This is a genomic window from Kribbella sp. NPDC050820, from assembly GCF_040653975.1.
Lineage (GTDB): Bacteria > Actinomycetota > Actinomycetes > Propionibacteriales > Kribbellaceae > Kribbella.
The window spans coordinates 23,599-39,891 of sequence record NZ_JBFAHB010000050.1; the positions used below are offsets into that span (position 1 = coordinate 23,599).

Annotated in this window: 13 protein-coding genes; 10 read left to right on the forward strand and 3 right to left on the reverse strand. The window is 65.6% G+C overall.

Features of this window, described 5'->3' with window-relative positions:
- Window positions 1-591 precede the first annotated feature (591 nt).
- From AB0H36_RS32590 to AB0H36_RS32620, 7 genes are all read left to right on the forward strand, one after another.
- Window positions 592-1,788 carry a Xaa-Pro peptidase family protein gene (locus AB0H36_RS32590; RefSeq protein ID WP_360532364.1) on the forward strand — a complete coding sequence of 399 codons (1,197 nt, stop codon included), beginning with the start codon at window positions 592-594 and terminating at the stop codon, window positions 1,786-1,788.
- The gene (locus AB0H36_RS32595) at window positions 1,785-3,002 is read left to right on the forward strand and encodes an amidohydrolase (protein WP_360532367.1); all 1,218 of its coding nucleotides are present in this window, start codon (window positions 1,785-1,787) and stop codon (window positions 3,000-3,002) included. The genes AB0H36_RS32590 and AB0H36_RS32595 overlap by 4 nt, the downstream gene beginning before the upstream one ends.
- A gap of 314 nt (window positions 3,003-3,316) precedes the next feature.
- On the forward strand, window positions 3,317-4,090 hold the full coding sequence (locus AB0H36_RS32600) for an SDR family NAD(P)-dependent oxidoreductase (protein WP_360532370.1): 774 nt from the start codon (window positions 3,317-3,319) through the stop codon (window positions 4,088-4,090).
- A 1,032-nt stretch (window positions 4,091-5,122) separates the two neighbouring features.
- Window positions 5,123-5,956: an alpha/beta hydrolase gene (locus AB0H36_RS32605; RefSeq protein ID WP_360532373.1), complete on the forward strand. Its 834-nt coding sequence runs from the start codon at window positions 5,123-5,125 to the stop codon at window positions 5,954-5,956.
- Between the two features lie 38 nt (window positions 5,957-5,994).
- Window positions 5,995-7,557 carry an NAD(P)/FAD-dependent oxidoreductase gene (locus tag AB0H36_RS32610; protein WP_360532376.1) on the forward strand — a complete coding sequence of 521 codons (1,563 nt, stop codon included), beginning with the start codon at window positions 5,995-5,997 and terminating at the stop codon, window positions 7,555-7,557.
- Between the two features lies 1 nt (window position 7,558).
- On the forward strand, window positions 7,559-8,665 hold the full coding sequence (locus AB0H36_RS32615; RefSeq protein ID WP_360532379.1) for an alcohol dehydrogenase catalytic domain-containing protein: 1,107 nt from the start codon (window positions 7,559-7,561) through the stop codon (window positions 8,663-8,665).
- A gap of 238 nt (window positions 8,666-8,903) precedes the next feature.
- Window positions 8,904-9,644 (forward strand): glucose 1-dehydrogenase, encoded by a 741-nt coding sequence (locus AB0H36_RS32620; RefSeq protein WP_360532382.1) that lies wholly within the window; start codon window positions 8,904-8,906, stop codon window positions 9,642-9,644.
- A 555-nt stretch (window positions 9,645-10,199) separates the two neighbouring features.
- On the opposite strand, the gene AB0H36_RS32625 is transcribed toward AB0H36_RS32620, so the two are convergent.
- On the reverse strand, window positions 10,200-11,210 hold the full coding sequence (locus tag AB0H36_RS32625) for an IS1634 family transposase (RefSeq protein ID WP_360532385.1): 1,011 nt from the start codon (window positions 11,208-11,210) through the stop codon (window positions 10,200-10,202).
- A gap of 163 nt (window positions 11,211-11,373) precedes the next feature.
- Here AB0H36_RS32625 and AB0H36_RS32630 point away from each other — a divergent pair, with 163 nt between their 5' ends.
- Genes AB0H36_RS32630 through AB0H36_RS32640 form a run of 3 tightly spaced genes read left to right on the forward strand, consistent with a single transcriptional unit; the run spans window position 11,374 to window position 14,380 of the window.
- Entirely contained in the window at window positions 11,374-12,372 is a 999-nt protein-coding gene (locus AB0H36_RS32630; protein ID WP_360532388.1) for a tyrosine-type recombinase/integrase, read from the forward strand.
- Window positions 12,369-13,322 carry a tyrosine-type recombinase/integrase gene (locus AB0H36_RS32635; RefSeq protein ID WP_360532391.1) on the forward strand — a complete coding sequence of 318 codons (954 nt, stop codon included), beginning with the start codon at window positions 12,369-12,371 and terminating at the stop codon, window positions 13,320-13,322. Before AB0H36_RS32630 ends, AB0H36_RS32635 begins: the two co-directional genes overlap by 4 nt.
- Entirely contained in the window at window positions 13,319-14,380 is a 1,062-nt protein-coding gene (locus AB0H36_RS32640; protein WP_360532394.1) for a tyrosine-type recombinase/integrase, read from the forward strand. The genes AB0H36_RS32635 and AB0H36_RS32640 overlap by 4 nt, the downstream gene beginning before the upstream one ends.
- Here AB0H36_RS32640 and AB0H36_RS32645 read toward each other — a convergent pair.
- A complete protein-coding gene (locus tag AB0H36_RS32645; RefSeq protein WP_360532397.1) occupies window positions 14,293-15,228 on the reverse strand; it encodes a tyrosine-type recombinase/integrase in 936 nt (311 codons plus the stop codon). The genes AB0H36_RS32640 and AB0H36_RS32645 overlap by 88 nt on opposite strands.
- Window positions 15,228-16,292 (reverse strand): tyrosine-type recombinase/integrase, encoded by a 1,065-nt coding sequence (locus AB0H36_RS32650; RefSeq protein WP_360532400.1) that lies wholly within the window; start codon window positions 16,290-16,292, stop codon window positions 15,228-15,230. Before AB0H36_RS32650 ends, AB0H36_RS32645 begins: the two co-directional genes overlap by 1 nt.
- Between the last annotated feature and the right edge of the window lies 1 nt (window position 16,293).

Here is a 16,293-nt window from a genome sequence, read left to right on the forward strand (position 1 = left end):
CAGTGCTCTGGGTGTGCACGGGACGTCACGGACGACGAAGCCCATCGTCGGCGCCTCAGGCGCGCAGATCGGGGGCGCCAGACGGGAACGCCGCCGGCGCTGGTCGCCAGTGCGAAGGATGTCGCGGTCGAGTCCGGGCCCAACTCGGGGAGATGGCCGACTGGGCGCGGCCACAGGACTGAGATCGACGTGGCGTGCACTTGACCGGCGTCGGATTTCAGTCTCAGCGGGGGGCTTGGAGCACATCTGACCAGATCGCCAACGTCGTCTCGGACTCCCCCCACGAAGCCCACCTCGACTGCTGAGAACACCTCTTGTGCAGGCCGTGGGACCTACGCGGAAGCGCCGCTGCCGGATCGCAACCCCATTCCCGGGTAAATACCGGGTCAGGTTCAGCGGTGCTGGAGACTGGACGACAGGCTGGTGGCCAGTGAGGACCGGCTGTCACAGAGGCCAGGCACGGAGTCCTCGCCCGCCAGCAGACCAGACCCCCAAGACGCGCTGAAGGCCAGCGCGTGGGCAAACTGTCAGGCGGCCGACGGGTGATGCCCGACAGATTGTGGGTCGCGGAACTGGGTGGGCAGCGCAACCATGGCGGTTGAGATGGGTGACCAGTGGGAGGCGAATGTGCAGGCATTTGAGACATCGGAGTATCGGGCCCGGCTGGACGGTGTGCGGGCATTGATGTCGGACGCTGGGTTGGACGCGCTGCTGGTGACCTCGGAAGGCAATCTTTGCTACCTCACCGGTTATGAGGAGTGGTCCCCGTACCAGCAGCAGGCTGTGCTCGTCACGCTCGAGGACGACCCGTACCTCATCACGAGGAAGATGGAGCTCAGGAACGCGGAGAGCACATGCTGGCTCCCGCAGGATCACCTTGTTCCGTACGCGGAGAGCTATGTCGGGTCGGCAGAGCGCAGTCCGTGGGAAGCCATCGGCCAGTTCATCAAGGGCCGGATTGGTGCATCGGCACGGATCGGCGCCGAGCTGTCCGGTACTGCGCTGGGGGTGACCGCCTACGCGAAGCTCGTCGACGCGCTAGGAGTGGAGGAGCTGCGTGACGCGACGGGCTTGGTGTCCAAGTGCAAGCGGGTCAAGTCCGAGCGTGAGCTGGCCTACATGACTGAGGCCGCGGCGATCGTGGATCAAGCGATGCTCGCTGGTATCGACAAGATCGCCGTAGGAACCCGGCAATCTGACGTGGCGGCGACGATTATGTCGGCGCTGTGCTCTGGCACTGAGTCCATTCCCGGCGGCCCGCCGCGTCAACTGCCGTTTATGCCCGTGGGGCGAATTGCCAACGCGCCCCATCTGAAGTGGTCTGACGAGGTGTACTCGGCCGGCCAGCAGACCAACTTCGAGATCGTCGCGACTCGGCGCCGCTACTGTTGCCCGTTGGCGCGGACCGCCTACCTCGGTTCGCCCCCGCCGCGGTTGAAGCAGGTCCACGACGCCGTGCTCGACGGATGGCATGCCGCCATTGACGCGATCCGACCCGGAGTAAGGTGCAGCGATGTCGCGCGAGCATTCGACGTGGCCTTCCGTCCGCACGGGATCCAGAAAGACTCTCGCATCGGATATTCGGTTGGTCTCGATTGGATCGACGGCGGGGCGAGCCTGGGGGACAACGATCACAGCGAGATCGTCGCCGACATGACCTTCCACGTCATCGTCGGGATCTGGGAACCCGAAGAAGGCTACGTGTTCAGCGAGGTCGTCCGCGTCACCGACGACGGCGCGGAGCCACTGTCCAACATCCCGCGCCTGCTGTTCGAGCGCCCCGCATGACCCAGACGCGAAGCGGCATGGCACATCTGGGTACTCAGCGAGTCGGCGCCGACCTGCTGGAGGAGATGACGGCGTGGCGCAGGCATCTTCATGCGCACCCTGAACTTGGTTTTGAGGAGCATGACACAACCGCGTTCATTCGTTCGCTGCTCGATGAGTGGGGCCTGCCCTTCGACGCGCCGCTGAGCACGGCGACGGTGGCCCATGCGCGGGGTCAGATACCTGGTCCGGTGCTGGTGGTCAGGGCAGACATCGACGCGCTCCCGATCCAGGAGGAGAACAAGGTCAGCTACGCCTCCACGCGGCCCGGGGTCATGCACGCCTGCGGCCACGACGGCCACACCGCGATCCTGCTGGGCCTGGCGAAGCTGCTGTCTCGGCGTCGCGATCGGCTCCGCGGGGAGATCAGGCTGTTGTTCCAGCCTGCCGAGGAACTCGCCGATGGCGGGGCCGAGAAAGTCATCGAGGCAGGCGCCGTCAACGGTGCAATGGCCGTGGTCGGATTGCACCTCAGTAGCAACCTGGACACCGGGCTGATCGGACTGAGCGATGGCGCAATTATGGCCAGTGATGATCGGTTCGATATCACAATCGTAGGTAACGCCGGACACGCCAGCTCTCCACATCAGACCACCGACGCCCTGACAATCGCCGCAGGGTTGGTGTCGCAGCTGCAGACGCTGGTGAGCCGGCGCATTGATCCACTCTCACCAGCAGTGGTGACCGTGGGTTCGCTCCACGCCGGAGACGCGTATAACGCAATCCCGGGAGAGGCGCGATTGAGCGGCACGGTACGGACGCTGTCACCGGCGACACGTGATCTGCTGGAAACCGAACTCGTCGGGCTCACCAGGGGGTACGCTGCCGCACACCATGCCAAGGCCGAGGTGGCATACCACCGCGGCAGCCCACCGCTAATCAACCACAGCAAAGTCGTTGAGTTCGCCCGCCCCGCCGCCGAAGCAGCCGTCGGCGCCCACCGGGTCGCGTCGCGGCCGCCCGGGATGGGAGCGGAAGACTTCGCCTTCTACGGCGAACACCTACCCTCCGCTTTCGCCCTCATCGGCGCCGCCACCGAAACGAGCTTCCCTCACCATCACCCCCGATTCGACATCAACGAACAGGCACTGGCCGTCGGCCTACGCTTCCTTCAGCACCTCGTCGAACGATGGGCCGGTCCCGACACGCCAGCCCCCGACCTCCATCTCTCGTGAGGTTGAAGACCGGTGGCTGCGTGACGAGGAGACACAACCGGGCAGCTGAGATGCCTCCAACAACCGCGCCCGCACTGCCGGCAATGCTACTCCGAGCGCGAATCTGCGCTCCGGCAAACGCACATCTCCCGCCGGGGTGACCCGGATTGAACCGGCATTGCTTGGACTCGCTCAGGACGCTTCACCGCAACAGTTGACAACTAGCGAAACCTACACGCTCTACCCATCTGCTTTGAGTTCAGTTGGGCTCTCCCTGCCCGGACGTGGCGGCGCGGGTCAACGGCGCCTATCCGCGACGAAGATATGAGGAAGGTATGAACGACAGAACAAGCGGAACCCCTGATATCACGGTGGTCACTGGCGCGGCCGGTGGTATCGGCTCGATCACTGTCCGCATGCTGCTCGAGCGTGGCGACCACGTGGTGGCCACGGACATGAGCGAGCCCGGCCTGAGCTCGCTACGGACGGAGCTCGGTGGTCTCTCACGGCGCCTTCACGTCATGACACATGACGTCACGAACGCGGGTGACTGGACACGTGTCTGTGAGGAAACCCAAGATCGGTTTGGTCCCGCGACGATCCTCGTGAATAACGCCGGGATCTCTCCGAAACGAGATGGAGTGCGCGTTCCGGGACTCGAGGTCAGCCGGGAAGAGTGGGACAGTGTCCTCGCTGTGAACCTCACCGGCTCTTTCCTCGGCATCCAAGCGTTCGCCGGTGCGATGAAGCAAGCCGGCTACGGGCGCATCGTCAACCTCTCGTCCATTGCCGCGCGCAACGGCGGAAAAGTCGCCGGGGTGGCTTATGCGGCGGCGAAGAGCGGGATTATCGGGCTTACCCGGGCATTTTCCAATGAGCTCGCCCCGCACGGGATCACTGTGAACGCAGTCGCCCCAGGCCGGATCAATGCAGGCATGGTCAACATGGTGAGTGACGAGGTCAACGCTCGGTTTCTCGCAACCGTCCCCGTGGGGCGGCTCGGTGACCCGTGTGATATCGCGCGCACCATCGCGTTCCTGACCGACCGAGGCGCGGGGTACATCACCGGCACAACCGTGGACGTCAATGGCGGCTTGTACATGAGTTGAAGTCAAGCGGGCGTCGGCCGGCCCAACCAGGACGCGGTCCAGACCGGTAGCAAGCGGAACGACACACCGGTCCTTCGGGGATCAGCGGGATCGGCCGACGCAATTCGCTCGGCTGTGCGTTACAGCACGGCGCGGCAGTAACGCATTCCAGGCGGCGACGCTTCGAGCCATGGCGAATGGGCACCGGCGGTCGAGGAATGACCCGAGCCGGTTGGCCGGGGGAGGCGGAAGCGTTGATCGGCCACTTGCGGCGTGTGCGCCCACGGTGGGCTCGCCGGATCTGCTGCAGCGTGATGAAAAGAGGCGCTGACCCGCACTGCACTGGTTCGATGCGCCGGCGCAGCTGCACAAACACCAGGACAAGCGTCGAGAGCGGGCGGCGCCGACTCCACTTGTGTCAGATCGACATCGTTGGGGTCTGCCTCTGGCCTTTGCGACTGAGTACAAGCTGGAATCGCGTCCAGGCCCTCATGTGCCTCTCCTCTTGTGTTCTTCGGTCGGTTCACCAAAAGATGCACGCGATGACCCCCGGCTGTCTCGCTCGGCGCGGCGGCCCGCTAACCGGAGAGGACGCCACTAGCCCTGGCCCCGACGAGTCTGCGCCTCCGTTCGGCTGGTACTGCATAAAACTGTGTTGAGTACCGGCAACTATCGCTGGACAGGTTGTGGGTCGCGGGATGCAGACGCGGTGGTCAGCATTGAGGAGAACAGGCTTGCCGTCGTTAATGACCAGCAGTCGGCCATCGACGCGTGCTGTTCGGGCGCGCGGCAGGACAAGGGAAGCGAATCGAGCATGGTCCGGCCGATGCGCCCCACGTCGACCTGTGACGCCTTAATCGGATCCGGGTCGACAGCTGAAGTGACGGCAGAACAACAACAAGATCACCAGAGGCACTGACATTGACTGAGCCGGCCCCTTATGCAACTGGGAAGTCACCGAGTGAGTCCACCGGGCAAGCAGGCCACGATGGTCTGCCCGGTCGACGACCCAGTTTCACTTCTCTTCTATTCGCAGGCACGGGGAGCTCGCCCGTGAGCATTCATCCCGACGCAGTTGAGCGCACCGTAGTGCTGGATGACGCCGAGGTGGTCTTCTATGACACTTGCAGCGCCAAGACGCCGCTCGTCCTGCTGCACGGGACTGGCGGAAGCGTGCGAAGTCACTTCGGCAGGCTGTTCGCGATGCTCGCCCCGCGGTATCGGGTCATCGCCCTGGAGTTCGCCCCTGCTCCCGCAGGGGAGGCGTTAAGCCTCGACTGGCTGGTGCGCCAGGTGAATGCCGTGCTCGGTGAGGCCACGGACGAGCCGGTGGTCCTGGTTGGGTACTCGCTCGGAGCCGTGGTTGCGGCAGCGATGGCTGCAGCACATCCGGCGCGGGTGAAGGACCTCGTGCTGGTGGCCGGATGGATGAAGAGCGACTCTCAGCAGCGGCTACGCAACGCGGTCTGGCAGCGGCTTCGGCAAGCCAATTCCCCGGCGCTTCGCGAGTTCATGCTCTACACCTCCTATGGTGCGCCGTTCTTGGCGGCAAGGACCGAGCCCGAGATTGAGGACATGCTGGCGCGGGTCTCGGTCGACGGTCGGGATGAGCAGATGGAGCTCAACCGGGATGTGGACCTGTCCTCAATCCTGGACAAGATCCGGGCGCGAACACTGGTCATCGGCTGCACCTATGACCAGATGGTCCCGCTGCATCACAGCCACTCGCTGTTGGGCGCCATCGCCGACGCTCGGCTAGCCACCATTGACAGCGGTCACGCCGTCATCATCGAGCGTCCAGCCGAACTGTTCCACCTCATCGACGCTTTCGCCGCTCGTCGAATCGACGCGCCTGCCGGCTGCCGGCTGGCCACTCCGACGATCTGAAAACGTCCGCTATTCACGCCCGACGGGAGATTCGAACCTTGAGCACCAGCGACCCGAACCCTGCGCAGAATTTCATCGAGCCACTCGCGGACTCGGTGAAGGACGTTGAGGTAATTGTGGTGGGCGCCGGCTTCGGCGGGCTGGGCATGGCCACTCAGCTACGGCGGCGGGGCCACGCGTCGTTCGTGCTGTTGGAGCGTGCCGATGACGTCGGTGGCGCATGGTGGCATAACCAGTACCCCGGGGCGGCTTGCGATGTCCCATCGCACCTGTACTCGTTCTCGTTCCGCAAGAACCCCGAGTGGTCGCACGTCTACTCCCCGCAGCAGGAGATCCTGTCCTACCTTCGAGAGACGGCCCGTGACGAGCAGCTCACGCCTCACATTCAGTTCGGAGCTGAAGTGGTGGATGCGCGCTGGGACGAGGCCGATTCGCGTTGGACGGTGCGCACCCGCCGAGGTGCGTATCGGGGCAAGGTACTCATCAACGCCGCCGGTCACCTGTCAGATCCGAAGCCGCCCGCGATCCAGGGACTGGACACCTTCAGCGGTCACCTGTTCCACTCCGCCGCCTGGAACCACGACGTGGACCTGGAGGGCAAGCGCATCGGCGTCATCGGTACCGGCGCCTCGGCCATCCAGATCGTGCCCGAACTCGCCAAGGTGGCCGGGCACCTTACTGTCTTCCAGCGCAGCGCTCCGTACATCATCCCGCGAAACGACCGGCCCTATACAGAGATCGAGAAGACGACGTTCCGCCGGCTCCCAGAGAGAATCGATGCCCTGCGTGCCGAGATTTTCTGGGCGAGCGAAGCCCGGTTCGTCGAGCGTCAAGCGGTCCCGGCCGTGCTGAACGAGGTCGCCCGGGTCGCTCTGGACCACATCCACGCCCAGGTCGACGATCCCGATCTCAGGTGCAAGCTCACCCCCGACTACCAGTTCGGGTGCAAACGAATTCTCAGGTCCGACGACTACTACCCGACCCTGTGCCGTTCCAACGTCACTCTTGAAACGAGCCGAGTTGCGCGGATCGAAGGTAACACTGTCACGACCGTTGCCGGAGCCCAGCATGAACTGGACGTTCTCGTGCTCGCCACCGGATTCGAAGCCAGCGACCTGCCGATCGCACATCGGATCACCGGCAAGGACGACCAGCTTCTGGCCGACCAGTGGGAGACGGGCATGCAGGCGTATGCCACGACCGCCGTCCACGGATTCCCCAACCTCTTTATTATGAACGGCCCCCACACCGGCACCGGGCACAATTCCGCTATTTACGTCATCGAGTCCCAAATCAGTTACATACTCGGCGCACTCGAGTACATGAACACCGAGAACATCACGGCGATGGAGGTGTCAGCCGAAGCCGAGGCGGACTACGTCCAACGCATCGAGGACCGCAGCCAAGGCACCGTCTGGTTGACAGGCGGTTGCCAGTCCTGGTATCTGGACCCGCGCAACGGTCGACTCATCTTGTGGCCGGACTTCACGCACACCTTCCGCGAGGAGAACGGCACGTTCGACCCGGCGCCCTACCTCGTCGAACGAACCGAGCTACGGTCCCCAGTCCCGGCAGGGCCGGCCCACCGTGAGGAGCACTGAAATGCAAATCCAGGGAGCCGTCCTTGAGCAGAGCGGGGCAGCACGCCCTTATACGCGCTCTCGTCCGATCGCTGTCGCGACGCTTCAACTCGACCCACCGGGGCCGAATGAAATCCTCGTCCAGATCGAAGCGGCAGGGGTATGCCATTCGGATCTGTCCGTCGTCGACGGGACTCGTGATCGTCCTGTCCCAATCCTGTTGGGTCACGAGGCCGCCGGCCGCGTCGTCTCGGTCGGGGATGGAGTTGACGACCTCGTCGAGGGACAAAGAGTGGTGATGACCTTCCTTCCCCGGTGTGGTGAATGCGCGGCATGCGCCTCGGCCGGGAAGATTCCCTGCACGCTGGGCAGCCGCGCCAACGCACACGGAGTCCTTCTCGGCGGTGGCTTCCGGCTCCACCTGAAGAAGAAGGAGATCCACCACCATAATGGCGTCTCCGGTTTCGCCACCCACGCCGTGGTTGACCGCCGGACCGTCGTGCCGGTTGATGAAAGCGTCCCCCCGGCGATCGCCGCGGTTCTGGGGTGTGCAGTGCTCACCGGAGGTGGGGCGGTGCTAAACGCTGCTCAACCCGCCCCCGGAGACACTCTGATGGTCGTCGGGCTCGGAGGCGTCGGCATGGCCGCGCTCATCACTGCGGTGTCGCTGGAAGGAGTCCACGTCATCGGCGTCGATACCTCCGAGGCAAAGTTGGCGATAGCACGCCGGTTGGGCGCCTCAGCGACATACACGCCCGCCCAAGTAGCCGAGCATCGCATCCTGGCGACACATGTAGTCGAAGCCGCGGGCCACCCCAAAGCGTTCGAGACCGCATTCGCGGCCACGGAATTTGGGGGTAGGACCGTCACGGTCGGATTGCCTGCGCCTGATGCCACTGCGGCGATCTCCCCGTTGACGATCACTGCCCAGTCTCGCACGATCATCGGGAGCTACCTCGGCTCGGCCGTCCCGTCCCGCGACATCCCAGGCTTTGTCGAGCTCTGGCGCAACGGGAACCTGCCTGTGGAACAGCTCATAACCTCGTACACCTCCTTGGAGGACATCAACCAGGCAATGGACACCCTTGCCGACGGCTCAGCCCTACGCCAGATGATCATGTTCAACTAGGTTTCACCAGGCATGCTCGGTCGATGTGACCGTCAGGCTTGCGCAGCGGATGCGACGGTGGAACGCACCCGACGTCGCCCAACGAGCGAGCCGAGGTCGACCAATGCCGTCATGAACATTGACTTCGCTAGCACCGCCGACGCGCCATGCGCCCATGCTTCGCGACCTCGACACCCGAACGAATCGACCACGGCGCCGCATGACTCAAGACGCCGTCAACCAGATCGGAGCTTGGTAGATGAGTCACCGAACCGCCATCGTGACGGGCTCGACCTCCGGCATCGGGCATGAGGTCGCTCGCCGACTCCACGCCGATGGATTCAACGTCGTCATCACCGGCCGCAATCGGCAGCGCGGTGAGCAAGTCCGTGCGGAACTGGGGGAGAACGCCACCTTCGTTGCCTTGGACTTGACCACGCCCGGCGCACCAGCGGAACTCGCCGCCGTCGCGGTCGACCAGTACGGCTGCCTCGACGTGGTGGTCAACAACGCCGCCATGGACTACACCGGATACCTGCTCGACGTGCCAGTGGAAGACATTCGGCGCGTCTTGGAGATAAACGCGATTGCGGCGATCGCCGTTCTGCAGGAGAGCGCCAAACGCATGGACCGCGGCGGGGCGATCATCAACATCACCTCGAGATTGGCCTCGATCGGCCTGCCGACTGCGGCGATCTATTCCTCCGCGAAGGGCGCGCTGAAGGCCCTGACTACTGCCGCCGCGGTCGAGCTGGCGCCGCGCAATATTCGGGTCAACGCGGTCGCGCCGGGTCTGACGCGCACGCCCCTGTACGAGGCGTGGCTCAGCCGGGAGGCCGATCCGGAAGAAACCGAACGCGACCGCGTGGCGGACATCCCACTGGGACGTGTTGCCGACCCCAAAGACGTGGCAGCCGTCGTCAGTTTCCTGGCGTCGAAGGAGGCGTCGTACCTCACCGGCGTCTCCATCCCTGTCGACGGCGGCTACACGGCCCGCTGACCCACCTCTCGCTCGTCAAGAAGGACGCCAGCCGATGTCCGCGCCACGCACTGTCCTTCAGGCCCTGCCCTGTGGTCTGCCCATGCCGCCGGTGGCGGGACGTTAGGTCGTGCTCGAGCGAGGGAGAGGGTCCTACCCTTACACCACCGACGACACTCCTGGTGCCGCTGCCAGTCCCCGAACACCTACGAAACCCCTCCACCGTCCTCCCCGCTACCTCCCCGTCAGCGGCGTAATCCACCCACCGTGTCCAAGAACCGGGGGTAAGGCCCCCCGGGACATCGTTCTATCACTCCGCGCTGAAGCCCTTTCTGCGGCGCATCAACCTACCTGGTGCGCTGGATCCGCAGAAATACAAACGGCTCGCCGGGTTCAACAAGGCCAAGCGTTGCTTCCAGAGAATCACGCAGCGATATCCGCAGGATGTTCGCAGTGGTCCCGCAGCGTCTGGTGATCAGGGTGGCAAGAGCCGTGTAACGGGAGACCTGTTACCGACGGTTGTGTGGGAGCCGAGGGTGAAACTCCCTCCGGCCTGACTCGTGCCACCGGGGTACGTCATTGAGGGGTGAGGTCGAGGGCGTCGAGGATGGACGTCGCGGCTGGGGTGAGGGGGTCTTCGGCGAGGTGCTCGTGGCCGGCGATGCGGACGCTGATTTCCTGCAGCGGTCGTAGGGTCTGAACGATCTTCTTGATGCTGATCCCGGTCGCGTCTTGCAGGTGGCGGGCCACGGCCAGTGCGGCGAACACGATGGTCAGATGAGCCTCGATCGCCTCGCGGGTGTGGTGGAACATCGGTCTGGCGCGCAGGTCGGTCTTGCTCATCCGGAACGACGCCTCGACCTGCCACAGGTCGTGGTAGCTGGCGATGACCTCACCGGCGGGCATCACGGCAGCGGGGATATTGGTCACGTACCCCTTGAGGCCCACGAGGCGTCGCGCCCTGGCAAGGGATGCCTCGTCCAAGGACTGGGTGCCGTTCCTGGTGGTGATGAATCGTGGTGTTCGAGCGGCCTTCTCGCCGGCGATCACGGCCTTGGCCCGGTTCTCTTGCAGCGTGAGGGTCTTGCCGTCACGGACCGCGCGTTTGCGCGAGTACGCCCACACCGCCCGCCAGGACCGAGTGTGCACTGCCGGGTCCCACACCGGCTCGGCGCGCTTGTTCACGTCGTTGTCGTCCCGCGCTGCGGTCGTGGCCACCCGCGGGGTGATCGTGTCGATGACCTGCCCGTCGGCGAACGCGTCCCCGTGCCACCGGAAATGCGAGGCCAGGTCGGCCGGGGCCTTGGTCACCCGGGACCCGACGATGAACCTCAGCGCGGCCTCGTCGAGCTCCTTGAGGTTGGAGGCCGAGAGCATCCCGGCGTCAGCAACGACCACCATGTCCGCCAGGCCGTGGCGGGCCTGGAACTGCCTGATGATCGGGACGATCGTGGCGGTCTCTGCCTTGTTGCCCTCCCAGCAGCCGATCTCCAACGGGAACCCGCCCCGATCCACCAACAGCCCGACAACGACCTGCGGGTCGACCCGGCGTTCCTTGGAGTTATGCCGACGTCGGCATAACTCCAATTACGCCGAGGTAGCGGTTATGCCGAGGTCGACTCCTTGGGGTTGGTGTTCGTGCTGGTCAGCGGCCCGGGCGGGAGTCGCGAGCGCGGCATAATCCTCGCGGTGCGGGTGCTGATGTGCCTGTCTGGTGGTGCTCTCGCATGCCCACCAGGAGGAGGAAGAGATGGACCCGGAAGGCACCGTCGATGTCCGCGAGGACACGGCTTTGGTGAGGGATCTGCTCGTGGAGTTCGGTGAGTGGCTGGATCGCCAGCGCGGCCTGGCGCCGATCACCATCCACAACTACTGCTGGAACGCCGAGCAGTTCCTGGCGGCGCTGCCCGAGCCCACGCAGGTGTCGGTGAGTCTGATGGACGCGGGGACTGCGACTGCGTTCATGGTCGAGTACTGCCGGGATCGCAACACGTACTCGGCGAAGTCGATGGCGAGGTCGGTGCGCTCGTTCCTGCGGTTCGCGCACGCGACGGGACGGACGTCCGCCGAGCTGTGGGGCGCGGTGCCGTCGTCGGCAGGCTGGCACCAAGCGTCGCTGCCTCGGTCTGTGCCGGTGGCTGACGTCGAGCGGCTGCTGGCAACAACCGGGTGGCTGCGGTTCACGGCCATGGGTCGGCGCAACTACGCGATCCTGCTGTTGCTGGCCCGGCTCGGGCTGCGGCGAGGCGAGGTCGCATGCCTTCGCCTGGACGACATCGACTGGCGCGCCGGCGAGCTTACTGTCGCCGGCAAGGGCAACCGGGTCGAACGACTGCCCCTGCCGACTGAGCCGGGAGAAGCGATCGTCGCGTGGCTGACCAATGGGCGGCCTGAGTGCGAGACGCGGTCGGTGTTCACCACGCTGCGACCACCCGGACGGCCGCTGACGTCTGGGGCGATCGGCCATGTCGTGGGCACCGCATGTCAAAACGCCGGGCTTGCCCGAATCGGCGCGCACCGTCTGCGACACACGCTGGCCACCGCCATGCTGCGAGCCGGGGCATCGCTGCCGGAGGTGGGGCAGGTGCTGCGCCACCGGAGCGCGCGGTCGACCGTGATCTACGCCAAGGTCGATGAGGTTGCTCTGCGACCGCTCGCCCGGCCTTGGCCTGGTACGACGCCTGGCGTCACCGGTGGTGACCCTGCTGCTCGGAGTCTGGCACGACCGTGGCCGGGGTCTCGATCATGAGCACTCTGCGCGAGAACGTCACCGACTACCTCGCCATGCGCCGGGCGATGGGCTTCAAGGTCGAGGGCCTGGGCAAGCTACTGCTGAGCTTCGTCGCGTTCTGCGAGGTGCGCGGAGCAACCCGCGTCCGGACCGACCTCGCGGTGGAGTGGGCCACCTCGACGATCAAGGTTCACGTCAATGACGCCTTGTTCGCCCGCAGGATGGACGCGGTGCGGATCTTCGCCCGGTATCAGCATGCGCTGGACCCGGCCACCGAGATTCCTCCCGAGGGAATCTGCAACCGGCGATACCGGCCCAAGGAACCGAATGTGTTCAGCGAGGCCGAGATTCTCGCCCTGTTGACTGCCTCCGACGCCTTGTCCCCAAGATTCAAGGCGGTTACCTGGCGAACCCTGATCGGCCTGCTCGCAGCGACGGGGATGCGTCCCGGCGAGGCATGCCGCCTGACCCTGGGCGACATCGACCTAGACAACGGCGTGGTCCAAGTTCTGCACACGAAGTTCGACAAGTCCAGGTTCGTCTTCATCCACCCAACCACTGCCACTGTTCTGGGCCAATATCTGCAGGTTCGCCAGGACTGGGTCGGGTCCACGGCACGGGCTTGCCCAGCCGTCTTCGTCAACAGCCGGCGCGGGGCGCTCAACCCGGACCGGTTGAGCGCTACGTTCAGACAGATCGTCGCCACTGCCGGCGTCGCCACCGCACCAGGGCACCGGCCGCCGAGGCTGCATGATGTCCGGCACACCTTCACCGTGAACACGCTGCTCGATTGGTACCGCGACGGCCTTGACGTCCAAGCGCGGCTGCCGCTGCTGTCGACCTGGCTCGGCCACGTCGATCCTGCATCGACCTACTGGTATTTGCACGCAGTACCCGAACTGCTCGCCCACGCCACGGACCGCCTCGAGGGTCAAACTGCTGCGTCCGCTTCGGGGGCGGTGTCATGACCGAGCCGACCGTGGCCTCACTTCTCCAGGGGTTCTTCACCGAACGACTGACCCGGCACCTGCAGGCCAGCCCACAGACCGTCTCGGCCTACCGCGACACCATGAAGCTCCTGCTGCTGTTCGCCGCGCAGAAGACGAACAAGGCTCCATCCCGGCTCACGATCGACGAGCTCGACGCCCGCACCATCGGCGCCTTCCTCGATCACCTCGACAACGAACGGCACAACAGCACCGCGACCCGCAACGCGCGCCTGGCCGCGATCCACTCCTTCTACCGCTACGCGCTGCCGCTGATCCCTGACCGGGCTCACACCGCGAGTCAAGTCCTGGCGATCCCGCAACGCCGTCACGACCGGGCCATCGTGTCGTACTTGACCGGCCCGGAGACCGATGCCCTCCTCGCTTCGCCAGACCGCGCGACCTGGTACGGCCGTCGGGACCACGCGCTACTCCTCACCGCCGTTCAAACCGGGCTCCGTCTCTCGGAGATGATCGGGCTGACCATCCAGGACGTCACCATCACCACGCCCGGCGCCGCCGTCCACACCACCGGCAAGGGCCGAAGAGAGCGCGCAACCCCGCTCACAAAGCAGACTGCGGCCGTCCTCCGCGCCTGGTTGCCAGAGGCTGGACCTCCGCCGATCGGCCCGGTATTCCCAACACGCCGCGGAACCCGGATGTCCGCCGACGCCGTTCAACGTCTCGTCGCCAAACACGCCGCGGCCGCCGCGCTCTCCTGCCCCTCGATCGCATCCAAGCACGTCACCCCGCACACCCTGCGGCACACCGCGGCGATGGCGCTGATGAACGCGGGCGTCGACACCTCCGTCATCGACACCGAGTATGTCGGTGAGGTGCGTGATGAGCATGCGCCAGGTATCGCGGTAGGCCGCGACGGTATTTGGGGAAAGGTCGCGCTGCGCGTGGGCGTAGCTGGTGAAGTACTGCTGCAGCGCGATGGCCAGCGTGTTCATCGTCCATCCGCAGCTGGGTTTGGTGGTTCGAGGCGTTCGGCTGCCAGCGCCATCAGCTGCGGCGTGGCGCTGAGGTACCAGTAGGTGTCTGCCACATGGGCGTGCCCGAGCCAGGTCGCCAGCAGCGACAAGGTCCGTTGAGGATCGCGTCGGTCTCGGTAGGCGGCGGCCATGTGCGCGGTAGCCGCCGTGTGCCGCAGATCGTGCAGCCGCGGTCGGGCACGTCCACGCGGTTCCAGCCCCGCGGCACGCGTTAGGCGCCTGAAGTACTGCTCGATCATTTCGATCCCGAACCCGGTGCCCTTGTAGGTGACGAAGATCGGGCCGCGGGGGTCGGGGCGGGTGGCGGCGCGTTCGGGCATGCCGAGGTAGTCGACCAGCACGGCCGTGGTGGTCGGGTCGATCGGGACGAGGCGGTCCAGTGGCGTCTTGCTCCCGCGCACGAGGATGACGTCGTTGTCGGTGTCGAGGTCTGGGACCGTCAACGCAACGGCTTCCCCGATCCTGATCCCGGTCGCGGCCAGCAAACCAACGATCGCCCGCATCGTCGCGGCCACCCTCACGTTCTCGAACACGGCCGGGCACGCGCCGAGCAGGGCGTCCAGGTCGGCTTGGGTGTAGATGAACGGTGTCGCGCGTGTGGTGACCCTGGGGAGCAGGGCACGCGGGATGACGGGCACCTCCCGGCCGCAGGCGTTGAGGTAGGCCGCGAACGGACGCAGCACGGTGAGCCGTTGGGACCACCACACCGGCTGCGCGTGGACCGGCTCACGCGCCCACGCCACCGCGTCTTCGATCGTGAACGTCTCAAGCTGGCCGCGTGCGGCGAGCCAGTCGCAGAACTGTCCAAGCAGGTACTCGCTCGTGGTCAGCTTGTAGCCCAGGGACCGTCGGGTGCTCAGGTAGGAGTCGAGCTCATCGCGAAGCGTCATCACGGCAGCCGCCCGAACGGCACGACCAGCGACCGTAACGAGGCAAGGTCGGTCCTGGCATAGATGCGCGTGCTGTCGGCGCCTGCGTGCCCGAGCAGCTCTTGAGCTTCGATCAGGGTGCCTCCAGCGGCGATGACGTTCATCGCCGCGGTATGACGCAACCGGTGCGCATGCATCGGCTCGAGCCCGGCTCGCTCGGCCGCATGCGCGACGATGTCCGAGATCCCGGCGCTGGTCAGCTTGCCGATCGGTGCTCGCAAACGGACGAACACAGCCCGGTCATACGCGTCGGTGGGGCGCACCTGCAGCCAGGCGACAAGGGCTTGACCCACATCGGCGGGCACCGGAAGAGTCAGACGGCGTTGCCCTTTGCCGACGACGCTGAGCCGGCCAGCCGCCCAGTCGATGTCGTCGAGCATGAGGCCGGCGGCCTCACCGGCACGGAGTCCAAGACGCGCCAAGGTGATCAGCACGGCTCGGTCCCGCACACCGACTCGGGTCGCCGGGTCAATCGTAGCCAGCAGCGCATCGAACTGGGCTGGGGTCAGCCCGCGAGGCAGCGTCGCGCGCGTCGCCCGCGTGCGCAGAATCCCGTGGGTCAGGTCCCGGTCGATCCGGCCCGTCACGAGCGCCCAGCGCAGCAGCGACCGCATTGCGCTGACCAGCAATGAGCACGACGGCGGTGCGTAGCCCTTCCCACGCTCAGCGATGTAGGCGTTGACGGCGCCCACGTCGACCTCGTCCCACCCGACCGTTTCGTCGTCGAGGAGTGTCGCGACGAACGCGCTTACCCAGTGGCGCCGATTCCGAATGACAGCCTCGCTGATCCCGCCTTGTTCGCGTTGCCAGACCGCCCACGCGTCCAGATCGCGACCTGCCGGTCCGACATCGTCGGGGGCTCGCGTGCGGAGTGACCGGCTATGCGGATCGAGAAGGTAACGACGAGCGAGGGGAAGCCGACCCAGGACCGTCGCGCGACCTGGAGTACCTGGCGCGAAGCCCGCCCTGAACTGATCGAGCACTCCATCATCAACCGCGTCGAGCGCGACTCCGTGATCGTCCATC

Coding starts and splice junctions, on each gene's coding strand:
- AB0H36_RS32590 (WP_360532364.1), top strand. CDS start 592: ATGGCGGTTGAGATGGGTGACCAGTGGGAGGCGAATGTGCAGGCATTT.
- AB0H36_RS32635 (WP_360532391.1), top strand. CDS start 12,369: ATGAGCACTCTGCGCGAGAACGTCACCGACTACCTCGCCATGCGCCGG.
- AB0H36_RS32630 (WP_360532388.1), top strand. CDS start 11,374: ATGGACCCGGAAGGCACCGTCGATGTCCGCGAGGACACGGCTTTGGTG.
- AB0H36_RS32620 (WP_360532382.1), top strand. CDS start 8,904: ATGAGTCACCGAACCGCCATCGTGACGGGCTCGACCTCCGGCATCGGG.
- AB0H36_RS32615 (WP_360532379.1), top strand. CDS start 7,559: ATGCAAATCCAGGGAGCCGTCCTTGAGCAGAGCGGGGCAGCACGCCCT.
- AB0H36_RS32645 (WP_360532397.1), bottom strand. CDS start 15,228: ATGACGCTTCGCGATGAGCTCGACTCCTACCTGAGCACCCGACGGTCC.
- AB0H36_RS32595 (WP_360532367.1), top strand. CDS start 1,785: ATGACCCAGACGCGAAGCGGCATGGCACATCTGGGTACTCAGCGAGTC.
- AB0H36_RS32640 (WP_360532394.1), top strand. CDS start 13,319: ATGACCGAGCCGACCGTGGCCTCACTTCTCCAGGGGTTCTTCACCGAA.
- AB0H36_RS32650 (WP_360532400.1), bottom strand. CDS start 16,292: ATGGACGATCACGGAGTCGCGCTCGACGCGGTTGATGATGGAGTGCTC.
- AB0H36_RS32600 (WP_360532370.1), top strand. CDS start 3,317: ATGAACGACAGAACAAGCGGAACCCCTGATATCACGGTGGTCACTGGC.